General features: G+C 73.7%; 18 protein-coding genes and 1 pseudogene. 3 read left to right on the forward strand and 16 right to left on the reverse strand.

Annotated features, from left to right (window positions below; all coding sequences use genetic code 11):
• Positions 1-15: 15 nt before the first annotated feature.
• The 11 genes from Cs7R123_RS34515 to Cs7R123_RS34565 form a co-directional block, all read right to left on the reverse strand.
• On the reverse strand, positions 16-408 hold the full coding sequence (locus tag Cs7R123_RS34515; RefSeq protein ID WP_212832839.1) for a VOC family protein: 393 nt from the start codon (positions 406-408) through the stop codon (positions 16-18).
• Positions 405-1,547 (reverse strand): HAMP domain-containing sensor histidine kinase, encoded by a 1,143-nt coding sequence (locus tag Cs7R123_RS34520; protein ID WP_212834861.1) that lies wholly within the window; start codon positions 1,545-1,547, stop codon positions 405-407. The genes Cs7R123_RS34515 and Cs7R123_RS34520 overlap by 4 nt, the downstream gene beginning before the upstream one ends.
• A 20-nt stretch (positions 1,548-1,567) precedes the next feature.
• Positions 1,568-2,248, reverse strand: coding sequence for a response regulator transcription factor (locus tag Cs7R123_RS34525; RefSeq protein ID WP_212832841.1), 681 nt, complete (start codon positions 2,246-2,248; stop codon positions 1,568-1,570).
• Positions 2,249-2,340: 92 nt separating this feature from the next.
• On the reverse strand, positions 2,341-3,633 hold the full coding sequence (locus tag Cs7R123_RS34530) for a PQQ-binding-like beta-propeller repeat protein (protein WP_212832843.1): 1,293 nt from the start codon (positions 3,631-3,633) through the stop codon (positions 2,341-2,343).
• 219 nt (positions 3,634-3,852) lie between these two features.
• Positions 3,853-5,214, reverse strand: coding sequence for a PQQ-binding-like beta-propeller repeat protein (locus Cs7R123_RS34535; RefSeq protein WP_212832845.1), 1,362 nt, complete (start codon positions 5,212-5,214; stop codon positions 3,853-3,855).
• Positions 5,215-5,222: 8 nt separating this feature from the next.
• The gene (locus tag Cs7R123_RS34540; protein ID WP_212832847.1) at positions 5,223-6,575 is read right to left on the reverse strand and encodes a PQQ-binding-like beta-propeller repeat protein; all 1,353 of its coding nucleotides are present in this window, start codon (positions 6,573-6,575) and stop codon (positions 5,223-5,225) included.
• Between the two features lie 64 nt (positions 6,576-6,639).
• A complete protein-coding gene (locus tag Cs7R123_RS34545; RefSeq protein WP_212832849.1) occupies positions 6,640-7,959 on the reverse strand; it encodes a PQQ-binding-like beta-propeller repeat protein in 1,320 nt (439 codons plus the stop codon).
• Positions 7,956-9,290: a hypothetical protein gene (locus Cs7R123_RS34550; RefSeq protein ID WP_212832850.1), complete on the reverse strand. Its 1,335-nt coding sequence runs from the start codon at positions 9,288-9,290 to the stop codon at positions 7,956-7,958. Before Cs7R123_RS34550 ends, Cs7R123_RS34545 begins: the two co-directional genes overlap by 4 nt.
• A 133-nt stretch (positions 9,291-9,423) precedes the next feature.
• Positions 9,424-11,361 (reverse strand): 1-deoxy-D-xylulose-5-phosphate synthase, encoded by a 1,938-nt coding sequence (gene dxs, locus Cs7R123_RS34555; protein ID WP_212832851.1) that lies wholly within the window; start codon positions 11,359-11,361, stop codon positions 9,424-9,426.
• A 176-nt stretch (positions 11,362-11,537) separates the two neighbouring features.
• Positions 11,538-12,755: a class I SAM-dependent RNA methyltransferase gene (locus Cs7R123_RS34560; RefSeq protein ID WP_212832852.1), complete on the reverse strand. Its 1,218-nt coding sequence runs from the start codon at positions 12,753-12,755 to the stop codon at positions 11,538-11,540.
• Positions 12,748-14,772, reverse strand: a complete 2,025-nt coding sequence (locus tag Cs7R123_RS34565) for an APC family permease (protein ID WP_212832853.1) — start codon at positions 14,770-14,772, stop codon at positions 12,748-12,750. The genes Cs7R123_RS34560 and Cs7R123_RS34565 overlap by 8 nt, the downstream gene beginning before the upstream one ends.
• A 108-nt stretch (positions 14,773-14,880) precedes the next feature.
• Between Cs7R123_RS34565 and Cs7R123_RS34570 the strand changes: the two genes are divergently transcribed.
• The gene (locus Cs7R123_RS34570) at positions 14,881-15,543 is read left to right on the forward strand and encodes a TrkA family potassium uptake protein (protein ID WP_212832854.1); all 663 of its coding nucleotides are present in this window, start codon (positions 14,881-14,883) and stop codon (positions 15,541-15,543) included.
• A 6-nt stretch (positions 15,544-15,549) separates the two neighbouring features.
• Positions 15,550-16,248, forward strand: a complete 699-nt coding sequence (locus Cs7R123_RS34575; RefSeq protein ID WP_212832855.1) for a TrkA family potassium uptake protein — start codon at positions 15,550-15,552, stop codon at positions 16,246-16,248.
• 137 nt (positions 16,249-16,385) lie between these two features.
• Here Cs7R123_RS34575 and Cs7R123_RS34580 read toward each other — a convergent pair whose 3' ends face one another.
• From Cs7R123_RS34580 to dut, 4 genes and pseudogenes are all read right to left on the reverse strand, one after another.
• Positions 16,386-17,096: a DUF3159 domain-containing protein gene (locus Cs7R123_RS34580; RefSeq protein ID WP_212832857.1), complete on the reverse strand. Its 711-nt coding sequence runs from the start codon at positions 17,094-17,096 to the stop codon at positions 16,386-16,388.
• Positions 17,093-17,482: an OB-fold nucleic acid binding domain-containing protein gene (locus tag Cs7R123_RS34585; RefSeq protein WP_212832859.1), complete on the reverse strand. Its 390-nt coding sequence runs from the start codon at positions 17,480-17,482 to the stop codon at positions 17,093-17,095. Before Cs7R123_RS34585 ends, Cs7R123_RS34580 begins: the two co-directional genes overlap by 4 nt.
• A 400-nt stretch (positions 17,483-17,882) precedes the next feature.
• A pseudogene (locus tag Cs7R123_RS34590) lies at positions 17,883-18,638 on the reverse strand (DUF3710 domain-containing protein); the annotation flags it as partial.
• A gap of 9 nt (positions 18,639-18,647) precedes the next feature.
• Positions 18,648-19,103, reverse strand: coding sequence for a dUTP diphosphatase (dut, locus tag Cs7R123_RS34595; RefSeq protein ID WP_212832861.1), 456 nt, complete (start codon positions 19,101-19,103; stop codon positions 18,648-18,650).
• A 145-nt stretch (positions 19,104-19,248) separates the two neighbouring features.
• Here dut and Cs7R123_RS34600 point away from each other — a divergent pair, with 145 nt between their 5' ends.
• Positions 19,249-19,752 (forward strand): DUF3093 domain-containing protein, encoded by a 504-nt coding sequence (locus tag Cs7R123_RS34600; protein WP_212832863.1) that lies wholly within the window; start codon positions 19,249-19,251, stop codon positions 19,750-19,752.
• Here the strand turns inward: Cs7R123_RS34600 and Cs7R123_RS34605 are convergent.
• On the reverse strand, positions 19,749-20,597 hold the full coding sequence (locus Cs7R123_RS34605) for a hypothetical protein (protein ID WP_244872330.1): 849 nt from the start codon (positions 20,595-20,597) through the stop codon (positions 19,749-19,751). The two genes, Cs7R123_RS34600 and Cs7R123_RS34605, sit on opposite strands and share 4 nt — an antisense overlap.
• Positions 20,598-20,624 lie beyond the last annotated feature (27 nt).

Genomic DNA, 20,624 nt, shown 5'->3' on the forward strand with positions numbered 1-20,624 from the left:
CAGCCGGACCCCCGCTCAGGCGGGCGCGGTGGCCCGTTCCGCCGCGGAGCGTTCGACGCAGAACTCGTTGCCCTCCGGGTCGGCCAGGACGACCCAGCCGGTGCCGTCAGGGTTGCGGAAGTCGCCGAGCATGGCCGCGCCGACGCCGAGCAGCCGCTCGACCTCCTCGTCGCGGGTGCGGTCGTCGGGCTGGACGTCGAGGTGGAGCCGGTTCTTCACCGCCTTGCCCTCGGGCACGACGATGAACAGCAGGTCGGGGCTGTCGTCCTCGGTGGACATCAGCATCGCCGCCGGTTCGTCCGGGCGGTCGTCGGGGTGGTGCGGGTAGCCGGTGACGTCGCTCCAGAAGCTCGCCAGTCGGTACGGGTCGACGCAGTCCACGGTGATGTGCCGGATGCGGGATGTCATTGCGCTGATGCTAGGGGCAGCGCGATGGTGACCTCCATCCCGCCGCCCTTCAGCGCCACCGCGCCGACGGTGCCGCCGTGCGCCTGGCACACGGCCCGCACGATGGACAGCCCCAGGCCGGACCCTCGGGCCCCGGTGCGCTCGCGGCCGCCCCGCCGGAACGGCTCGAACAGCCCGGCCACGTCGGCCTGGTCGACCTCGAACCCGGTGTTGCCGACCATGAGCCGGGCGTATTCGCCGTCGACGCTGCTGCTGACCCAGATCCGGCCGCCGAGGTGGTTGTAGCGGACGGCGTTCTCGATCAGGTTGCCGGCGAGGCGGTCGAGCAGGCTCGGATCGCCGATGACCGGGGCCGGGCCCAGGTCGGTGCTGACGTTGATCTTGATGCGCTGCACCTCGCGGTCCATCGCCGAAAGCGCTCCGCGCACACCCATGCCCAGATCGAGCGGTTCGGCGCGCAGGCCGGTGCGGCCCTCGCTGCGGGCCAGCATGAGCAGCGCGTCGACCAGCGCGTTGGCGCGTTCGGACGCGTCGCGGACCACGTTGGCCATCCGCTTGAGCTCGGCGGTGTCCACCCCGGGGTCGGACATCGTCACGTCGATCTCGGTGCGCATCACCGCCAGCGGCGTACGCAGCTCGTGCGACGCGTTGGCGACGAACCGCTGCTGCGCCGTGAACGCGGCCCCGAGCCGGTCCAGCATCTCGTCGAACGTGTCGGCGAGCTCGGCCACCTCGTCGTCGGCACCGGCGTAGTTGATGCGCTGGTCCATGGTCTCGCCGCCGAGTTTCTGCGCGGTCGCGGTGACCCGGTGCAGCGGGCGCAGCGCGCGGCCGACCACGGCGTACGCCCCGAGCACGCCGACCACGGTGATGGCCAGGATCGCCGCGGCCCCCTTGGCGAACAGCTCGATCTGCGCCGTGGCCAGCAGCGAGTCCTGCCACTGCTGCGCCTCCATCACCTGGCCGTCGGCCAGGGTGACCGTGGTGCCCGGGGGCAGCGAGTCGGCCGGGTTGAGCAGGTCGGCCATGACCAGCCAGGTCATCAGCAGCAGCAGCGCGCCCGCACCGGCCAGCAGCACCGCGTTGAGCAGGGTCAGCCGCAGCCGCAGCGTGGGGCGCAGCCGTCGCCGGGGCCGCACCCGCTGGGCACGCTGCCGCATCACGCCTCCGGCTCCTGCCCCGCCAGCGGGATCCGGTAGCCGGCCCCGACCAGCGTCTCGATCAGCGCCGGGGTGCCGATCTTCATCCGCAGCGTGCGCATGGTCACCCGCACGATGGTGGTGAACGGGTCGGTGTTGGCGTCCCAGACCCGCTCCAGCAGCTCCTCGGTGGAGACGACCCCGCCGCGTGCCCGCAGCAGCTCCTCCAGCACGCCGAACTCCTTGTTGGTCAGGTCGATCAGCGTCCCGGCCCGGGTCACGGTGCGCTTGGCGGGGTCGAGCTCCAGGTCGGCGGCGCGCAGCACCGGCGGGGTGACCGGCGTCGCCCGGCGGCCCAGCGCGTGCACCCGCGCCACCAGCTCGTCGAAGGCGAACGGTTTGGGCAGGTAGTCGTCGGCGCCCAGGCGCAGGCCCTCGACCCGCTCCGCGACGCTGCCGCTGGCGGTCAGCATCAGCACCCGGGTCAGCTGCCCCGAGCCGACGAGCGCGGCGCAGAGCTGGTCGCCGTGCATGCCCGGCAGGTCCCGGTCCAGCACCACCACGTCGTACCGGGTGACGAAGGCCATCTCGTGGCCGGTGCTGCCGTCGTACGCCACGTCGACGGCCAGGCCCTGCCGCCGCAGCCCGCGCGCGATCGCGTCGGCCAGATGCCGCTCGTCCTCCACCACCAGCACCCGCACGCCCAGCACTCCCCTTTCGACGTCCCCGTCGCCAACGAAGATAGAGGGCCGCCGCCAGGACGTGAAATCCTGCCACGTTTCGGTGGGACGGATCAGGGCAGGTAGCGGTACACGTCGAGGCCGCCGAGCAGGGCACGGCAGGCCACGGTGCCCTGGGTCAGCCAGCACCGGTCCAGGGTCGGGCCGCCCGTGCCGAGCACCCGCACCGGGGCGGGGTGCGCCGGGTCGAAGGTGCCGAACCAGGTGCGCCGGGCCTGCTGGTTCGACAGCACCAGCAGGCTGCCGTCGTATCCGACGACCTGCCAGTCGCGCAGGCGCATCAGCACCTCGCCGGTGCGCGAGTCGCGCAGCAGGCTGTAGCCGGGGGTGTCGTGCAGGCCCGCGTTGAGCACCCCGGGCGCGGCCGGGAAGAAGCCGTCCATGCGGCCGTACCAGCGGACCTCGCCGGTGGCGGAGTCGAGCAGCCAGAGCAGGTCGCCGTCGTTGACGCAGACCGACGGGCGGCAGTCGGAGACGTACACCGAGCTGCGGGGGGCGGGGTTGGGCACGTTCCAGCCCGGTTCCAGGCCGGGCAGGCTCAGCGAGGTGATCCGGCGCACGTCGTCGTACTCGTACGACACCAGCAGCCGCCCGTCGGCCTGCTGCACCGCCCCGGTGCCCGCGGGCAGCTCCCGCTCCGCCTGGACCGTCCCGTCGACGCCGATCAGCCGCACCCGGCGTGGCGGGACCGTGTCGACCAGCACGAACCCGGCGATCCGGCCGCCCACCTCGTACAGGCTCCAGTCCTGGCCGGTGGTGTAGGAGACCCGCCACAGCTCACGGCCGGTGCGGATGTCGCGGCTGACGAACCAGTCGGCTTTCGGATCGACGCCCACCATCAGCGTCACCGGCTGGCCGCCGTCGACCCGGGTGCCCACCGCGATCGACCGGTCCTGCCAGTAGAGCGCCCCGGTCCGCCGATCCACCGCGTACGTCGACCACGCCTGCTCGGCCGACGAACCGTCGATCACCGAGACCAGCAGCACCCCGTCGGCGGCCCAGGCGGCGTACACCTCGGGCGAGCCGCCCGTCAGCGGCACCCGCCAGCGCTGGCTGCCGTCGCCGGTGTCCACGGCGACCAGGTCGCGGGTGCCGTCGTCGCGGCGGCGGGCCAGCAGCAGCAGGTCGTCGACGAGCGCGACCGAGCCCACGACGGCGTCCTGAACGTGCACCGGCCCCCGCAGCGGGCCGGGCGGCACCCGTTCGGCGCTCACCCCGGCGACCAGCAGAGCCAGGCAGACGGCCAGGCCGGTCCAGCGGCGCTGCCACCGCGACAGGCGCGGCGCGCCCGGCGGGTCGTCGTCGGCGGGCGCGTGCTCCTCGCCGAGGTCGATGAGAGCGGTCATCGCGACCTCCTGCCTGCCGGCGGCAGCCGGCCAACGCCACGGCGCGATCCGGGCCACCAGCGGCGGTGCGCGACGCCGGCGGACCGGACAGGTACTGAACACCGTCGCACACCGGACGGCGGTTCGGCCAGTGCCGGAATTGCGCGGTCGGCGACGCTGCCGTCCGATCTGGACCCGGCGACGCTACCAGCACAGGTGCGACGGCGGCGGCAGGCGGCGTCAGCGGCCGCCCGGCGTGCCGATCCGCCAGAGTGCCAGGTGGTTGCCACCGAAGACACAGGCCAGCCTGGATGCGCGGTAGAAGCAGCGCTGAGCCCGGCGCGGCAGCACGCCCAGCACCCGCACGCCGCCCTCGACGATCCTGGCCACCTGCACGGTCTGGCCGACGTCGCGCAGGAGCACGTAGTCCCCGCTGCCGTCCTCGGCGCCGAGCACCAGCCAGCCGTCGAGGTCCACCAGCGGGCGGCCCGTGTCCGGGTCCGCCAGGTACACGGCGTCGACCCCGCGCATGTTGGAGGTGCCCGAGACGTCCAGCACGACGAACCCGTCCCCGGTCGGCAGCAGCGCCTGGTCCGGGCCGGTGCGCCAGCGGTCGGCGCCCGTCGCCGGGTCCGTCACGAGCATCCGGAACTCGCCCTCGGTCCCGTCCGACTGGCTGACGCACCGGTACCGCCCGCACGGAACCGCGTACGAACCCTGGGGCAGCGCCTTGAGTGTGACCAGGTCGTACTCGAACTGCTGGATGGTGACGTCGGGCGCGGCCGGTTCGCGGACCGGCGGCATCGACCCCAGCTGGACCGAGTCCTGGAACGAGTACAGGAACACCGGCCGCCCCGGCGGGAACCCGGCCTGCCCCCGGCGCACCACGTGCCCGTCGTGCACGTCGTGGACCGCGACCTCGCCCTGGGCCGTGGCGGTGAGGACCACGCCCCGCTCGGAGTTGACCGCCGCGAACGGCGTCCCCCGCAGCGTCCACAGCGTCCGGCCGGTGCGCAGGTCGTAGCCGGTCACCTCGTCGGCCCGGCGGTCCGGCGCGCCCGGCGCCGGGGTGGCGGGGTCGAACCAGTCGCCGTAGACGGCGACCTGCACACCCACGCCGTCGACCGGATACACCTGCCGCGGGGCCGACCACAGCGGCGCCCCGGTCTCCCGGTCGAACACGCTGGTCACCCCCGTGTCGCTCACCGCCAGCACCACCCCGGCCGCCGCCGTCGCGAAGCCCTGGCCGGGCACGGGCGTGGCGTAGGGCGTGCTCCAGCGCAGCGCGCCGTCGGCGGACGCGTACGCCGTCAGGGACGTCGTGCCCAGCACCAGCAGCAGATCGCCCGAGTGCTGCACGGCCTCCGAGCCGGTGTACTGCGACACCCCCGGCAGCTCGAAAGCGGCCAGCTCGGCGATGTCGCGCACCGGCGCCGCCGAGGCGCCCAGCACTGCCGCGAGCGCCAGCGCCACCGCATACCCGGCGCGTCTGCGCAGGTCCCGCAGCGGCGGCAGCGGCGGGCTGCCCGGGTCCTCGGCCGGCAGCGCCCAGTCGTCGCTCAGGTCGATCATCTCGGTCCTGTCGCCCAGGCTGGTCGGCATCGTCCGCATCACTCTCCGACTCGCCAGAACGCGAGATGGTTGCCGCCGTAGACGCAGCTCAGGCTACCCGGCACGTAGAAGCACCGCTGGATCTCGTGCCGCAGCGAGCCCAGCACCCGGACCTCGCCGTCCACGATCCGGGCGACCTGGGCCGTCCTGCCGACCTGGCGCAGCAGCACGTAGTCCTGTGTCGCGCGGCCGGTCCCGTCCGCCATCGGGACCAGGATCAGCCAGCCGGTCAGGTCCAGCAGCGTGCGACCGGTGGCCGGGTCGGCCAGCCGGACCGCGGCGGCGCCGAAGTCGCCGATCGGCGACTGGTTGGGGTCGATGGTGACGAACCCGTCCGCGACCGCCACCAGCCCCAGGTTCTGCTCGACCTGCCAGCGGGTCGCGCCCGTGGCCGGGTCCGTGACCGAGACCTGGAAGTCCCCGCCGTCCTTGCCGAATCTGTTGACGCACCGGAAGGCCCCGCACGGGTAGGGATAGCTGTTGTGCACGGCGGCGTCCACCGGCCGGGCACGCAGCGTCGTCAGGTCGTACTCGGCGTCGACGGGTTCCTTTCCCGGCACGACCGCGTTCAGCTGGAGCAGGTCCCCGTACGTGTTGACGTACACCGGCTGCCCCGCGGGCCACGTCACCTCGCCCCGGCGCAGCAGCCGCCCGTCGCCTACGTCGTAGAACGCGACCGCGCCGTCGTTCGTGATCGTCAGCACCTGCCGCTGCTCGGCGTTGACGGTGGCGAACGGGGTGCCCCGCAGCTCCCACAGCACCCGGCCGGTGCGCAGCTCGTAGCCCCGGACCAGGTCGGACTCCCGTTTCGGCTGGTCCGCCGGGGCGATGCTCGGGTCGTACCCGGAGGTGTAGTCGACGATCTGGACGCCCACGTCGCCGAGGGCGTACACGCTGGCCTCCGTCGTCCAGAGCTGCGCGCCGGTCTGCTCGTCGAACACCGTGGTGGCCGCCGCCTGGTTTCCGGACAGGGCCACCACCACCCCGTTCCCGGCCGTCGCATAGCCCTGGCTGGGATCGGAGCTCGGGAAGGGCACGCGCCAGCGCAGGGTGCCGTCGGTCATCCGGTACGCGGTCAGGGTCTGGCCGCCGCGCGACAGCAGCAGGTCGCCCACGACCTGCGCGGGAGAGATGTCGCTGCCCACGTTCGCCACTCCCGCGAGCTCGAACGTCGCCAGCTCGGCGACCTGCCGCACCGGTGCCGCCGAGGCGGCCGGCGCGGCCGCCAGCAGCAGGGCCAGCGCGAACCCGGCGGGCCTGCGCAGCTCCCGCAGCGGCGGCAGCGGCGGGCTGCCCGGGTCCTCGGGCGCCTGTGCCCAGTCCTCGCGCAGGTCGATCGTCTCGGTCGGCATCGTCCGCCTCACTGTCCGAGGTGCCGGAGCTCCGCCGGCCCGGTCTGTCCAACATGGTCTTCCATCAGTCCTCGACCCGCCAGATGCCCAGGCGGTCGCGGTCGTACAGGCAGCTGAGCCGGCCGGGCCGGTAGGCGCACCACCGCACGCGGTACGGCAGCTCGCCGAGCACCGTGACGGCGCCGCCGTCGATCCGCGCCACCTGGGTGGCGTGGCCGACCTCCCGCAGCAGCAGGACCCGGCCGTCCTGATCGTATGACGACGACAGCACGTCCCAGCCGCGCAGATCCTGCATCCTGCGGCCGCTGGCCTGGTCCACGAGGTCCCTGGCGGCGGAGCCGAGCCGACCGGGCAGGGAACGCAGGTCGACGGTGACGAACCCGCCGCCGACGGGCACCGGGTTCACGTTCGGGTCGAACCGGTAGCTCACCGCGGCGGTGGCCGGGTCCTGGATGCTGATCCGGAAGCCGCCGCCCTCCGCCTCCGTCACGCACTGCACCTGCCCGCACCGGTAGACGTTCGGCATGGTCACGGCTGCGGGACTGCTGACGGGGCCGAGCGGCCGCAGCGTGGCCGGGTCGTAGCCGAGCTGCCTGACCATGCCGTCGGCGCCGACCGACGACAGCTCGATCCGATCGGGGTCCGCCGCGACGTCCGCCGGTGTCCCGGGCGGGAACGCGAGCTCACCCGTACGCACCGCCCGCCCGTCCCGGACCGCGTGGACCGTGAAGACACCCGAGGGGTCGACGGACCACACCTCGCCCCGCACGGAGTCGAGCGCGGCGAACGGCGCCCCGGGCACCCGCCACAGCAGCCTGCCGGTGCGCAGGTCGTGGCCGGTCGCCTCCTCCGCGGCGTTCGGTTCGGCGCCGCTGACAGCCCTGCCGTCACCATCGACGACCAGCGGGTCGCTGCTCACGACGACCCCCAGGCCGCCGACGACGGCGGGCGGGTGCGGCGCCTGCCACAGCAGCGCGCCCGTCGCCCGGTCCCGTACGTCGGTCGCGGTGCCGACCTCCGACACCAGCAGCACGCCGTCGCGGACGTCGAACTGCGCCGCGCCGGGCACCGAGGAGCGGTACGGCACCTGCCAGAGCCGGGTGCCGTCGCCGGGCGAGAACGCCGCCAGCGTGTCGGCACCCTGCGCGACCAGCAGATCGTCCAGGACGACCGCCCTCGACTCGGACCGCGTCACGCCGGAGATCCGGTAGTCGCCCAGGGCGGCCACCCGGCGCTGCGGCAGTGCCGCCGCGGCCGTCGTGCCGGTCAGCACCAGCGCCAGTGCCAGCAGGACCGGCCTGCGGTAGCGCAGCAGCGGCGTGCCCTCGGGCTCGGGCCGCGGCGCCGACCAGTGCTCGCCGAGCTCGATGACGTCGACGTTCACCGGGGACCCGCCTCCACTCGCCAGATGCCGAACCGGTCGTCGTTGGTGCTGCAGGCCAGCGCCTGCGGGGTGGAGACGCACAGCTTCAGCTCGTACGGGATCTCGCCCACCGGCCGCAGCTCCCCGCCGCGCCGCAGCTGCCCCAGGTACGACGAGTCGGTGGCCCGGCCCGGCCGGACCAGGTAGGAGACGAAGCCGGTGCCGTCCGATACGGCGTACCAGTCCTGGTAGGCCGGACGGACGCCGCCGGTGGCCGCGTCGAACGTGCCCTCGACGCGGGGGCCGGTCCACAGCGAGGAGAAGCCCACCGCCAGCGGGCCGGCGGCGCTGGGCATGAACCCCCGGTCATTGGCCGCGAGCGTGACGATGGGCCGGCCGGTGACCGCGTCGAGCATCCAGTAGCGGGCACCCCCCGGCCGCGTGTTCACCGCGCAGGTGATGCCGCCGCCGCAGTCGGTCAGGCTGGTCCAGCGGGGACCGGCCGCCGAGGGCTGGAGCGTGGCCCGGGAGAACCACAGTTCGAGGCGGGGCGGCGGCGGGTCGGCGAGGCCGTCGTCCTGGCTGACCACCCCGACGACGTCGTCGCCGTAGGTCAGGCTGACCGGCCGCCCCGGGGGCACGCTGATCCGGGCCGACCGCCGGACCGTGCCGTCGGCCAGGTCGTGCTCGACGAGGTCGCCCTCGGGCGACAGCCGCCACAGCGTCGCGGCCCCGGCGTCGACGGCGTCCGCCACCGACGGGGGCAGGCGCCAGAGCAGGCGGTAGTCGCGCGCGTCGTGCACCTCCAGCTCCTGGGTGCCGTCGGCGTGCCAGCGGTAGCTCAGCAGCCACCGCCCCGCGACCGGCTGCGGAGCCCCGACGGCGAACCAGCGGGGCTTGCCGGTGTGCGCGTCGTACGCGGTGGTCTCGATGGGCGGCTGCTGGTCCCGGTCGGCCGGGACGCCGCTGGCGCGGCTGACGACCACCAGGTCGGCGATGCTGAAGAAGCCGTAGATCTCCCGGCCGACCGGAGCCTGCCAGCGCATCGCGCCGGTGGCCAAGTCCCAGCCGGTGATCACCTCGCGGCTCTGCACCGCCACGGTGTCCGACCCGACCAGCGTGATGGCCGAGACGACCGCCTGGCGCAGCGCGAGTTGGTGCAGCCCCGCGCCCTGCGGCCGGGCCGCGGCCGCGGCCCCGGTCAGCACCGCCAGCACCGCGGCGCCGAGCGCGGTCCGCCGGCGCCAGCCCAGGCCGGGCTTGGCGGGCAGGATCACCTCGTCCTCGTCGCTCCAGCCGTCGCCGAGGTCGATCACGCCGGTCGCCCGGCCGCCCGCACCCTGCCCCTGCATCTGCCCCGCACCGCCTCACGATGTGTTCGCGTGAGGGAACGCCTCGGCCCGCGCGATCGGTTGCCGCGCCCTGAACGCCGCAGGGCCGCCCGGTCGGGCGGCCCTGCGGCGTTCATCCTGGGTCTTGCCTGGGTCAGCCGCGCACCGCGCTGCTCAGCGGCTGCTCGGCCGGGGCGGTGACCGCCGCGGCCCACTTGGTGACCTTCTCGGTGATCTCGGGCGCGGTCAGGCCGATCTCGGTCAGGATCTCGGCGCGGGTGCCGTGGTCGATCCACTGCGACGGCACGCCGAGGTCGCGGACGGGCACGTCGAGCTCGTTGTCGCGCAGCAGCTTGGACACCGCGTCGCCGACACCGCCCGCCCGTACGCCGTCCTCGATGGTGACCACGATCTTGTGTTCGCGGGCCAGTCCGACGATCTCGACCGGCACCGGCCGCACCCAGCGCGGGTCGACCACGGTCACGCCGTAGCCGCGCTCGGCGAGCCTGCCCGCCACCTGCACGGCCAGGTGCGCGAACGCGCCCACGGCCACCAGCAGCACGTCGCGGCGGTCGGTCTCGGCCAGCACGTCCACGCCGCCCAGGCCGTCGCTGCCGCCGAGGCGGCGCAGCGCGGGCAGCGCGGCGGGCACCGAGCCAGTCGGGAACCGGACGATGGTCGGGCCGTCGTTGATGTCGACGGCCTCGCGCAGCTCCTCGCGCAGCGTCTCGGCGTCGCGCGGCGCCGCCACCCGCAGGCCCGGGACCACGCCGAACACCGCCATGTCCCAGATGCCGTAGTGGCTGGGGCCGTCGGGGCCGGTGATGCCCGCCCGGTCGAGCACGAACGTCACCGGCAGCCGGTGCAGGGCCACGTCGAGCAGCACCTGGTCGAAGGCCCGGTTGAGGAACGTGGCGTACACGGCGACGACCGGGTGCAGCCCGGCCAGGGCCAGGCCGGCCGCCGACGTGGTGGCGTGCTGCTCGGCGATGCCGACGTCGAAGGCGCGCCGCGGGAACGCGGCGGCGAGCTTGTCGATGCCGGTCGACTCGGGCATCGCGGCGGTGATGCCGACGACGTCGGGCCGCTGCGCGGCGATGGTGACCAGCTCGTCGCCGAAGACGCTGGTCCACTTCAGGCTCGGGGCGGCCAGCAGGCGGCCGGTGAGCGGGTCGAACGCGCCGGGCGAGTGCAGGTGGTCGGCCTCGTCGTCCAGGGCCGGCTGGTAGCCGTAGCCCTTGGCGGTGACCGCGTGCACGATGACCGGGCCGCTGAACCGCTTCGCCCGCGCCAGCGCCGACTCCAGCGCCACCTGGTCGTGCCCGTCGACCGGGCCGATGTACTTCAGGCCCAGGTCCTCGAACATCGCCTGCGGGGCGACGGCGTCCTTGATGCCCTTCTTGACCGCGTGCAGGGCGTCGAACAGCGGCTTGCCGACCAGCGGGGTCTTCTCCAGCGCGTCCTTGACCAGGTCGAGGACCTTCTCGTAGCCCGGGTTGAGGCGCAGCGTGGCCAGGTGGTCGGCCAGGCCGCCGATGGTCGGGGCGTACGAGCGCCCGTTGTCGTTCACGATGATCACGAGCGGGTTCTCGGTGGCGGCGATGTTGTTCAGCGCCTCCCAGCACATGCCGCCCGTGAGCGCCCCGTCGCCGACGACGGCGACCACGTGGCGCTTCTCACCGCGCAGCGCGTACGCCTTGGCGATGCCGTCGGCGTAGGAGAGGGCGGTCGAGGCGTGGCAGTTCTCGACGAGGTCGTGCTCGCTCTCGGCCTGGCTCGGGTAGCCGGTGAGGCCGCCGCGCTGGCGCAGCAGGTCGAACCCGTCCTGGCGGCCGGTGACGATCTTGTGCACGTACGCCTGGTGGCCGGTGTCGAACACGAACCGGTCCACCGGGGAGTCGAACACCCGGTGCATCGCGAGGGTGAGCTCGACCACACCCAGGTTCGGGCCGAGGTGGCCGCCGGTGCGCGCCACCTTGGCGATCAGGAAGTCCCGGATCTCCGCCGCCAGGCCCGCCAGCTGCTCCGGGGTCAGGGCCTTGAGGTCCTGCGGCCCCTGCACCGTGCTCAACAGGCTCGTGCGCTCGTTCACACCGCCACCTCAATCCGCTCGCTCATGGTGTGGGAAGTCTATCGGCAGGCCGCACCGGGTCTCACCGGCTCGGGTACCCCCTCCACCGAACCTTCACTCCTGAGTGGGCCGGTCGAAGTCTAGGGGCCCCGCGGGGGCCGCCCCCGGCGACACGGCCGGGCGGCGGCCTCCTGCGGTCACGGGACCAGCAGCGCCACGCACTCCACGTGGTGGGTCTGCGGGAAGCAGTCGAAGGCGCGCAGCTCCTTCAGCTGCCAGCCCGCCTCCCGGAAGGTGCGCACGTCGCGGGCGAACGCCGCGGGGTCGCAGGCGACGTACGCCACCGCGCGGGGCGCCGCGGCGACCAGCCCGCGGACCACGGCGGCACCGGCGCCCTTGCGCGGCGGGTCCAGCACGACGACGTCGGGCCGGGGCAGCCGCTGCTGCGGTCGGCGGTCCTGGTGCAGGGCCTTCTCCACCGGCGCGGCGACCACGCTCACCGGACGCCCGGCCAGGTTCGCGCGGGCGGCGGCGGCCCCCTCGCGGGCCGCCTCGACCAGGGTCACGTGGCCGGTGACGCCCACTCGGTCGGCCAGCCCGGCGGCGAACAGGCCCGCACCGCCGTACAGGTCCCAGGCGTGCTCGCCGGGGGCCGGGGCCAGCAGGTCCAGCACCGCCTGGACCAGCGTGTCGGCGGCGGCCGGGTGCACCTGCCAGAACCCGTCGGCCGAGATGGCGAAGTCGTGCCCGGCCGCCCGCTCGGTGATCTGCTGCGGCGGGTGCTGCACCGGCTGGGCGCCGCCGTCGGCCGGGCGCACCACGTCGATCTCGGCGGTGTCCGGCCAGCGGCGCGACAGCACGTCCAGCGCCTGGATGTCGGGGTGCGCGATGCGGCAGCGGTCGATCGCCACCACCTCGTTGGAGCGGTGCTTGAGCAGCCCCGCCCGCCCGGCCGCGTCGACGTGGTAGCTCACCCGGGTGCGCCAGCCCTCGTCGCCGCCCGGCAGCTGCGCCACCGTCACGTCCAGCGCCTCGATCTCCTCGGCGGCCAGGCCGCCCAGGCGCGCGAGCTGCTCGCGCACGACCGCGGCCTTCCACTCCAGCTGGGCGGGCCGGGCGACGTGCTGGAGGTCGCAGCCGCCGCAGCCGTCGGCATGGGCGTACGGGCAGCGCGGGGTGATCCGGTCGGCCGAGGCCTCCAGCACCGTCACCGCCTCGGCGCGCAGGTTCTTCTTGTGCACCTCGGTGATCTCGGCCACCACGCGCTCGCCGGGCAGGGCGTGCCGGACGAAGATCACCTGTCCGGCGTGCCGGGCCACGCAGTGGCCGCCGTGCGCGATCGGCCCGACGGTCACCTCGACCCGGTCGCCCTCGTACAGCTGCTCGGCCGGGGCGGTCAGAGCGGTCTCAGTCATGCGTCTTCACGTATCCATCCTCCCCCGGACGGGGGCCGCGGGCGGGGGTGCGCGCCAGGCTGCGGTCGAGCCGGTCGAGGTTGGTGGCGCTGGTCGAGTCGAGCTGCCAGGGCACGCTGACGACCATGACGCCCGACTCGTACAGCAGCCGGCCCTTGATCCGCAGCGCGGACTGGTTGTGCAGCAGGTGCTCCCACCAGCGGCCGACGACGTACTCGGGGATGAAGACGGTGACCACGTCGCGCGGCGACTCGCGGCGCAGCGACTTGACATAGTCAATGATGGGCCGCGAGATCTCCCGGTACGGCGAGTCGACCACGGTCAGCGGGACGCTGATGCCGCGCCGGTCCCACTCTGCCTGGATGGCCCGGGTGTCGGCGGTGTCGACGTTGACCGTCAGCGCGGTCAGCGTGTCCGGCCGGGTCGCCTTGGCGTACGCCAGCGCCCGCATCGTCGGCAGGTGGACCTTGCTGACCAGCACCACCGCGTGGTTGCGGGCGGGCAGCACCGGCCGCTCCTCCGAGGGCACGAGCTCCCGGGCGACCGTGTCGTAGTGCTTGCGGATCGCCAGCATCACCGCGTAGATCACCGCCATCGCCGCCAGCGAGATCCAGGCGCCGTGGGTGAACTTCGTCAGCAGCACCAGGATCAGCACGAAGCCGGTCATGACCGCACCGAAGCCGTTGATCGCCTTGGAGCGGTTCATCCGCCGCCGCGCCACCGGGTCGCGCTCGGTGCGCAGCAGCCGGTTCCAGTGCCGCAGCATGCCGATCTGCGACAGCGTGAACGACACGAACACGCCCACGATGTAGAGCTGGATCAGCCGCGTCGTCTGCGCCTGGAACGCGACCACCAGCACCGCCGCGAAGGCGGCCAGGAACATGATGCCGTTGGAGAAGGCCAGCCGGTCGCCGCGGGTGTGCAGCTGGCGCGGCAGGTAGCGGTCCTGCGCCAGGATCGAGCCCAGCACCGGGAAGCCGTTGAAGGCGGTGTTGGCCGCCAGCACCAGGATCAGCGCGGTCACCGCGATGACCAGGTAGAAGCCGGGCGGGAAGTGGTTGAAGACCACCTCGGCGAGCTGCGCGATGACGGTCGGCTGCTTGTAGTTGGCGGTCGCGCCGACGATCTGGTCCTTGGGGCTCTCGACGTACTGCAAGCCGGTCATCAGGCTCAGCGCCACGATGCCGAGCATCATCGCGATCGAGATGGTGCCCAACAGCAGCAGCGTGGTGGCGGCGTTCTTGCTCTTGGGCGCCTTGAACGCGGGCACGCCGTTGGAGATCGCCTCGACGCCGGTGAGGGCGGCGCAGCCGGAGGAGAACGCCCGTACCAGCAGGAACGCGAAGGCGAAGCTGGTCGCGACGCTCATGCCGTGCTCGGGCAGGATGGTCAGGCCGGCGCTGGACGCCTTCAGGTCCTGGCCCAGCACCAGGATGCGGAACAGGCCCCAGCCGACCAGCCCGACGATGGAGAACATGAACAGGTAGGTCGGGATCGCGAAGAGCAGCCCCGACTCCTTGAGTCCGCGCAGGTTGAGCGCGGCCAGGACGGCGATCAGCACCACCGCCGTGATCACCTTGTGCTGGCCGATCAACGGGATCGCGTCGCCGAGGCTGTCCACGCCGGACGAGATCGACACCGCCACGGTGAGCACGTAGTCGACCAGCAGCGCGCTGGCCACGCCCAGACCCGCCTTCGGGCCGAGGTTGACCGTGGCGACCTCGTAGTCGCCACCGCCGGACGGATACGCGTGCACGTTCTGGCGGTAGCTCGCGACCACGGTGAGCATCACCACCACGACCGCCAGCGCCACCCAGGGGGAGTACGCGTAGGCGGCGGCACCCGCCACCGACAGGGTCAGCAGGATCTCGCCGGGCGCGTAGGCGACGCTGGACAGCGCGTCCGAGGCGAAGATCGGCAGAGCGATGCGCTTGGGCAGCAGCGTGTGCTGCAGCCGGTCGGACCGGAAGGGCCTGCCGAGCAGCAGACGCTTCAGCAGGGAGGTAGGGCTCGCCACAGGAGGGAGCCTACGGCGCGCCCGCCTTTCCCGCCGTGGCACTCTGATGTCGCGCGAGTACTCCGGTCATGGGAGGCTGGGGGCGAAGCAGGCTCGAAAGGCGGCGACGTGCACGTTGTGATCATGGGATGCGGCCGGGTCGGTTCGACACTGGCGCACAGCCTGGAGGCGCGCGGGCACTCGGTCTCGATCATCGATCAGGACGCCGACGCGTTCCGGCGCCTGTCCCCCGACTTCGCCGGCACCACCGTCACCGGCGTCGGCTTCGACCGCGAGGTGCTCGTCCAGGCCGGCGTAGAGCGGGCCGACGCCTTCGCGGCCGTGTCCAGCGGCGACAACTCCAACATCATCTCCGCCCGGCTGGCCCGGGAGACCTTCGGCGTGCAGCGCGTGGTCGCCCGCATCTACGACCAGCGCCGCGCCGAGGTATACGAGCGGCTGGGCATCCCCACCGTCGCGACCGTGCGCTGGACCGCCGACCGGATCGTGCGCCACCTCGTGCCCGAGGGCGCGACCGAGCTGTACCGCGACCCCACCAGCACCGTGGCGATCATCGAGACGCCGATCAACCCGGCCTGGGTCGGCCACCCCCTGCGGGAGCTGGAGGAGGCCACCGGCACCCGAACCGCCTTCCTGATGCGGTTCGGGCTGGGCGTGCTGACCACCGACTCGACCGTGCTGCAGGATGGCGACCAGGTGTTCATGCTGGTCACCGACGAGATCGCGGGCACGGTCAGCAAGATCGCCGCCGCCCCGCCGGCCGCCGCTTAAAGGAGCATGACCATGCGTGTCGCCATCGCCGGTGCCGGCAACGTCGGGCGCTCCATCGCCCAGGAACTGATCGAGAACGGCCACCAGGTCATGCTCCTGGAGCGCCAGCCCCGGATGCTGCGCCCCGAGCGGGTGCCCGCCGCCGAGTGGGTGCTCGCCGACGCGTGCGAGCTGTCCAGCCTCCAGGAGGTCAACCTGGCCGCCTGCGACGTGGTCGTGGCCGCCACCGGTGACGACAAGGTCAACCTGGTCGTGTCGCTGCTGGCCAAGACCGAGTTCGCGGTGCCGCGCGTGGTCGCCCGGGTCAACCGCGCCGAGAACGAGTGGCTGTTCACCGAGCAGTGGGGCGTCGACGTCTCCGTCAGCAAGCCGCGCCTGATGGCGGCGCTGGTCGAGGAGGCGGTGACCGTAGGCGACCTGGTCCGGCTGATGACCTTCCGGCAGGGCGAGGCGAACCTCGTCGAGATCACCCTGCCGCAGGACGCGCCGCACGTGGGCCAGCCGATCCGCGACATCCCGCTGCCGCACGACAGCGCCCTGGTCGCCATCGTGCGCGGCCGCCGGGTGCTCACGCCCAGCCCCGACGACCCGGTCGAGGCCGGTGACGAGCTGGTGTTCGTGTGCACGGTCGAGGTCGAGGAGCAGGTGCGCTCGGTCATGCTCGGCGCCGACAGCGTCGAACGCACCCGCTCCCGCCGCCGCTGACCCCCTTGATCGCCGTCTTCGGCCAGGATGTGTGCCCCGAGGCTTCCATCTGACCGGAAGCGGCGATCATCGCGCCGCCCGAGACGAACAACGGGCCCGACGCCGGAAGCGGCGCGGGCCCGTAGTCGGGGAAAGGGTCAGGCGGGCTGGGCGGCCTGGTCGCGGCGGACGCGGCGGACGGCCCAGATGCTGATCGCCAGCAGCAGCGCGTACGGCGGGTAGCCCAGCACGATGCGGGCCACGCCCAGCGCCGTCGCCTGGTCGGCCACGTAGAGCGCGCTCTGCACCGCCGCCTTGAGCAGGTAGATCGCCGCCCACAGCCCGGTCAGCCAGCCGAACGTGCGGACCATCCGCTGGTCCTGGCGCCAGTCGCTGAGGCCGCCGTTGGCCACCACCGTCCAGATCCAGCCGACCAGCGGCTGCCGGACCGTGATCGAGACGAGCATCGCCACGCCGTACGCCACGCTCAGCAGGATGCCGGGCAGGTAGAAGTCGCGGGCGTCGCCGGAGTTCCAGGCCAGCCAGGCGCCGATGCCGATGCCGAACAGGCCGTTGATCGCGTGCCGGATCGGCCGCCGCTGGGCGAGCCGGACCACCGCGATGCTCAGGGCCGTCGCCACGGCCGCGCCGACCGCCCACTTCAGCGCCCGCTGGTCGCCGTGCTCCGCGGGCCACTTCAGCCCCAGCAGCACGTTGGCCAGCACGAACACGACCACCGGGATGCTGGACTCGAACAGGCCCCGCCAGCCGCCGAGCTGCTGGGACATCTGCACCGCGAACGGAGGAAGCTGCTCCTCCTCCTGCTCGTCGACGCCGACGTCGGCCCGGCTCAGATTCCGCTCGCTCATGCCGCCGCTTCCAACTCGTAGTACGGGTTGTAGATGACCTTGCGTCCGTCGCGCACCGCGACCCGGCCTCGCACCTGGAGGCCCCGGCCGGGCTCGATGCCGTTGATGTGCCGGCGGCCCAGGAAGACCAGCGTGATCAGGTCCGTGCCGTCGTAGAGGTCGGCCTCCAGCGTCGGCAGGTTGGTGCGGGGGGTGTACACGACGGTGCGCAGGCGGCCGGTGAGGTTGACCAGGTCGCCGCGGTGCACGGTGTCGGCGCAGACGCAGCCGGCCCGCTCGCTGTCGCGACGCAGCTCCTCGGACTCCAACTCCTGGTCGGAGGCGGTGAGGCGGTGGAGCATCCCTCGCAGGCCGCGCGGACGTTGTCGTGGTTCGTCGGTCGACATGACCTGGTCTCATTCCCTCCCCGCCGGGTGGGTGGCCCGGCGGATTCGTACCAACCAGCCTACTTCGCGGCGGGGGCCCGACCGGCGAGCCCCGCAGCAGCGTACGCCGGAAGGCGCGACACCGCTCGGTGCGCCGCGTGATCGGCGGCGCACCGAGGGTGTGATGTTCGTCCGGCGCCGGTCAGTCGCGGCGCGGGCGCGGGGAGGGCTTGCGCCGCGGCGCGTCGCCGCTGGACGCGGCGCCCGGGGCGGGCTGGCCCGCGGGCGCGATGGAGCCGAACGGGGTCGGCGCGGGCGGCGGCGGGACGCGGCCGGGCACCAGCCCGGAGCGGGCCGCCTCGAACCGGGCCTGCGCCTCGGCCAGGCGCGCCTGCTCCTGCCGGGCCTGCTCGAAAGCCTCCTCGTCCGGGGCGGGCTGCCCCGACTGCGCGGCCTGGGCGGCGGCGGCCTGCTGGGCCAGGTGCGGCGGCAGCCGCAGCGGCAGCGCCTCGCGGACCGGGCGGGCCTGCTCGTCGCGGAACACCACCAGCCCCGTCAGGCACTGCAGCAGCGGTCCGGCCTGGTCCAGGTCGACCGCGGCCGGGCCCTGGAACACGGCCCGGACCATCCAGCGCGGCCCGTCGACACCGACGAACCGCAGGTCGTTGAAGCCGTCGGGGGTACGGATGCGAGCCCGCAGCTCGACCCCCCAGTCGCCGCGGCTCTCCTCGGCCCCGACGCCGTCGGCGAACAGGGAGCGCCGGATCTCCTCGCGCACCTCGTCCCAGATGCCCTCGGTGCGCGGCGCGGCGAACACGCCGAGCTGGAGCGCGCTGGGCCCGTGCACGAGCGCGATCTGGCCGATGGAGCCCTGCTCACCGGCCTGCACCCGGATCTCGACCCCGTCGATCGCGGGCACCTGGAGGCTGCCCAGGTCCAGCCGGGGCGCATCGGGCACGTCGTCGTACTGGTCGTACGGGCCGTCGTCGCCGAAGATCGAGCCACGGGACGGGGAGTCGGCGGCCGGGGCGCCGCTGCGCGCCTTCGGCCCGTCGGGCTGATAGTCCTCGCCGAGCAGCGCGGCGCGCCGGGCGGCGCGGGCGTCCTCGAAACGCGGCGCCTCCTCGGCCTTGGCGTGCCGGCCGCCAGCGGCCGCACGTCGTCGCGAGAAGATCACTGTTCCTCCTCAGTTCCCGGTCGAACCGTGCCCGCCGGTCCCCCGTTCGGAGTCCGGCAGCTCGGCGACGTCGTGGAAGTGTGCCCGCTCCACCCGCTGCACGACAAGTTGCGCGATGCGGTCCCCTCGCACGATCTTCGCCTCGTTCGCCCGGTCGTGGTTGATCAGGTTCACCAGGATCTCGCCCCGGTAGCCCGAGTCGACGGTGCCGGGCGCGTTGAGCACGGTCACTCCCAGTCTGGCGGCCAGACCCGAGCGCGGGTGCACCAGTCCCACGAATCCGTGCGGGATGGCCACCGCCACCCCGGTCCGCACCAGGCGGCGCTCGCCCGGGGCGATCACGGCGTCCTCGGCCGCGTGCAGGTCGGCGCCGGCGTCACCCGGGTGGGCGTACGACGGGAGCGGCACCTGCGGGTCGAGCCTGCGGATCGGGATCACGACAGGCTCGCCCGGGGCAGCGGGCATCGCGGTCGGGTACAACGGTCAAACCTCCGGGGGGAGTCCTCGCGACGCCGCTCCGACCAGGGAGCTGCGTCTCTTCACGTCCATCCTGCCGCGTCGGGCCGGCCCGCGGGGACCTACCCTCGGTGCTGTGACACAACCAGGCGGCATGGCATCCTCAGGCACAACGGCGACGGGGGTCGGCGCGGCACGGCCTGCGGCACGGCACACCGAGCGGCTGACGGTGCCGCTGTGGATGTGGCCGGTCGCGGTGCTGGTGGCGGGCGTGCTCGCCGCCGAGATCGGGCTGGGCGCCCCGGGCCTGCGCACCTGGATGCCGTACGCGGTGCTGCTGCCGCTGGCGCTGGCCGGGCTGTGGCGGCTGGGCCGCATCCGGGTCGCGGTGACCGGGGACGAGTTCCAGGTCGACGACGCCCGGCTGCCGCTGCGGGCGGTCTCCCGGGCCATCGCGCTGGACGGCGCGACCCGCCGCGAGCTGCTCGGCCCCAGCGCCGACCCGCTCGCCTTCGTCGTGCAGCGGCCCTGGATCGCCGAGGCGGTCCAGGTGGTCCTGGACGACCCCGACGACATCACGCCCTACTGGGTGGTCAGCACCCGCCGTCCCGACGCGCTGGCCCGCGCCCTCAACGAGGCGGCGGCCGCCGCCCGCTAGGCGGACGGCAGCTGCGGCGGCTGCTGCTGCTGGCCGCCGCGGCGCAGGCGCAGGTCCCGGCGCAGGTCGTCACCGAGCCTGCGGGTGGCCTTGCGGTTGAGGTAGCTGGCCACGGCCGCGCCCGTGAACAGCGGCCCGAGCGTGGTCAGGTTGCGCCCGAACCGCTTGAGGACCATGTCGCGCAGCTGCTTGCGGGTCGCCGTGCCGAGCACGATCGCGGTCGCCCCGGCGGGCACCATCGGGTTGATGCCGCGATGGCTGGCCCATGCCTGGAGCAGGCTGATCGCGCGCTGCCCGCCGCCGCCCACCACCGGGTGGCCGTACACCTCGTGCAGCTCGCCGATGAGCTTGAGCTCGATCCCGACCACGGCGACGGTCTCGGTCGCCAGCAGGACCGGCGTGCTGAGCAGCGTCGGCGGCGCCGCCCACTCCACGGCGGCCACACCGCCGCCGACCGCCCCGATGCCCGCGGCCGACCGCGCCGCGTTGCGGATCAGCCGCTCCGCCAGGGCCTCGTCGTCGAGGCCGGGGTAGTGCCGCCGCAGGGTCTCCAGGTCCCGGATCGGGATGTGCGGGGCGATGTCGCCCACCGCCTCGGTGATCCAGTTGATCGCCTTACGCGGCATGAAGACCTCTTTGACGCCGCGCTCCTTCAGGCCGACCAGTAGTCGGCCCAGCAGTTTGCGGCGTCCGGCGGTGTCCAGCTCGTTCTCGGCGAGCCCGGCCACCGCCACGGCCAGCGCGTCCGGCCGGGCACCCGTGCCCTCAGGCTGGCTGCCGGCAGAAACCGCAGTGCCCGACGGGGACGGATCGTCGGGCACCGGTTCTTGGTGGCTGGTGGTCATGGCGCGCCCTCCTGTCAGCTGAGACGG

Source organism: Catellatospora sp. TT07R-123, from assembly GCF_018327705.1.
In the GTDB taxonomy this organism is placed as follows: domain Bacteria; phylum Actinomycetota; class Actinomycetes; order Mycobacteriales; family Micromonosporaceae; genus Catellatospora.

Coding starts and splice junctions, on each gene's coding strand:
- Cs7R123_RS34600 (WP_212832863.1), top strand. CDS start 19,249: ATGGCATCCTCAGGCACAACGGCGACGGGGGTCGGCGCGGCACGGCCT.
- Cs7R123_RS34530 (WP_212832843.1), bottom strand. CDS start 3,633: ATGACCGCTCTCATCGACCTCGGCGAGGAGCACGCGCCCGCCGACGAC.
- Cs7R123_RS34605 (WP_244872330.1), bottom strand. CDS start 20,597: ATGACCACCAGCCACCAAGAACCGGTGCCCGACGATCCGTCCCCGTCG.
- Cs7R123_RS34535 (WP_212832845.1), bottom strand. CDS start 5,214: ATGCCGACCAGCCTGGGCGACAGGACCGAGATGATCGACCTGAGCGAC.
- Cs7R123_RS34585 (WP_212832859.1), bottom strand. CDS start 17,482: ATGTCGACCGACGAACCACGACAACGTCCGCGCGGCCTGCGAGGGATG.
- Cs7R123_RS34515 (WP_212832839.1), bottom strand. CDS start 408: ATGACATCCCGCATCCGGCACATCACCGTGGACTGCGTCGACCCGTAC.
- Cs7R123_RS34580 (WP_212832857.1), bottom strand. CDS start 17,096: ATGAGCGAGCGGAATCTGAGCCGGGCCGACGTCGGCGTCGACGAGCAG.
- Cs7R123_RS34550 (WP_212832850.1), bottom strand. CDS start 9,290: ATGCAGGGGCAGGGTGCGGGCGGCCGGGCGACCGGCGTGATCGACCTC.
- Cs7R123_RS34540 (WP_212832847.1), bottom strand. CDS start 6,575: ATGCCGACCGAGACGATCGACCTGCGCGAGGACTGGGCACAGGCGCCC.
- dut (WP_212832861.1), bottom strand. CDS start 19,103: ATGCCCGCTGCCCCGGGCGAGCCTGTCGTGATCCCGATCCGCAGGCTC.
- Cs7R123_RS34560 (WP_212832852.1), bottom strand. CDS start 12,755: ATGACTGAGACCGCTCTGACCGCCCCGGCCGAGCAGCTGTACGAGGGC.
- Cs7R123_RS34575 (WP_212832855.1), top strand. CDS start 15,550: ATGACCATGCGTGTCGCCATCGCCGGTGCCGGCAACGTCGGGCGCTCC.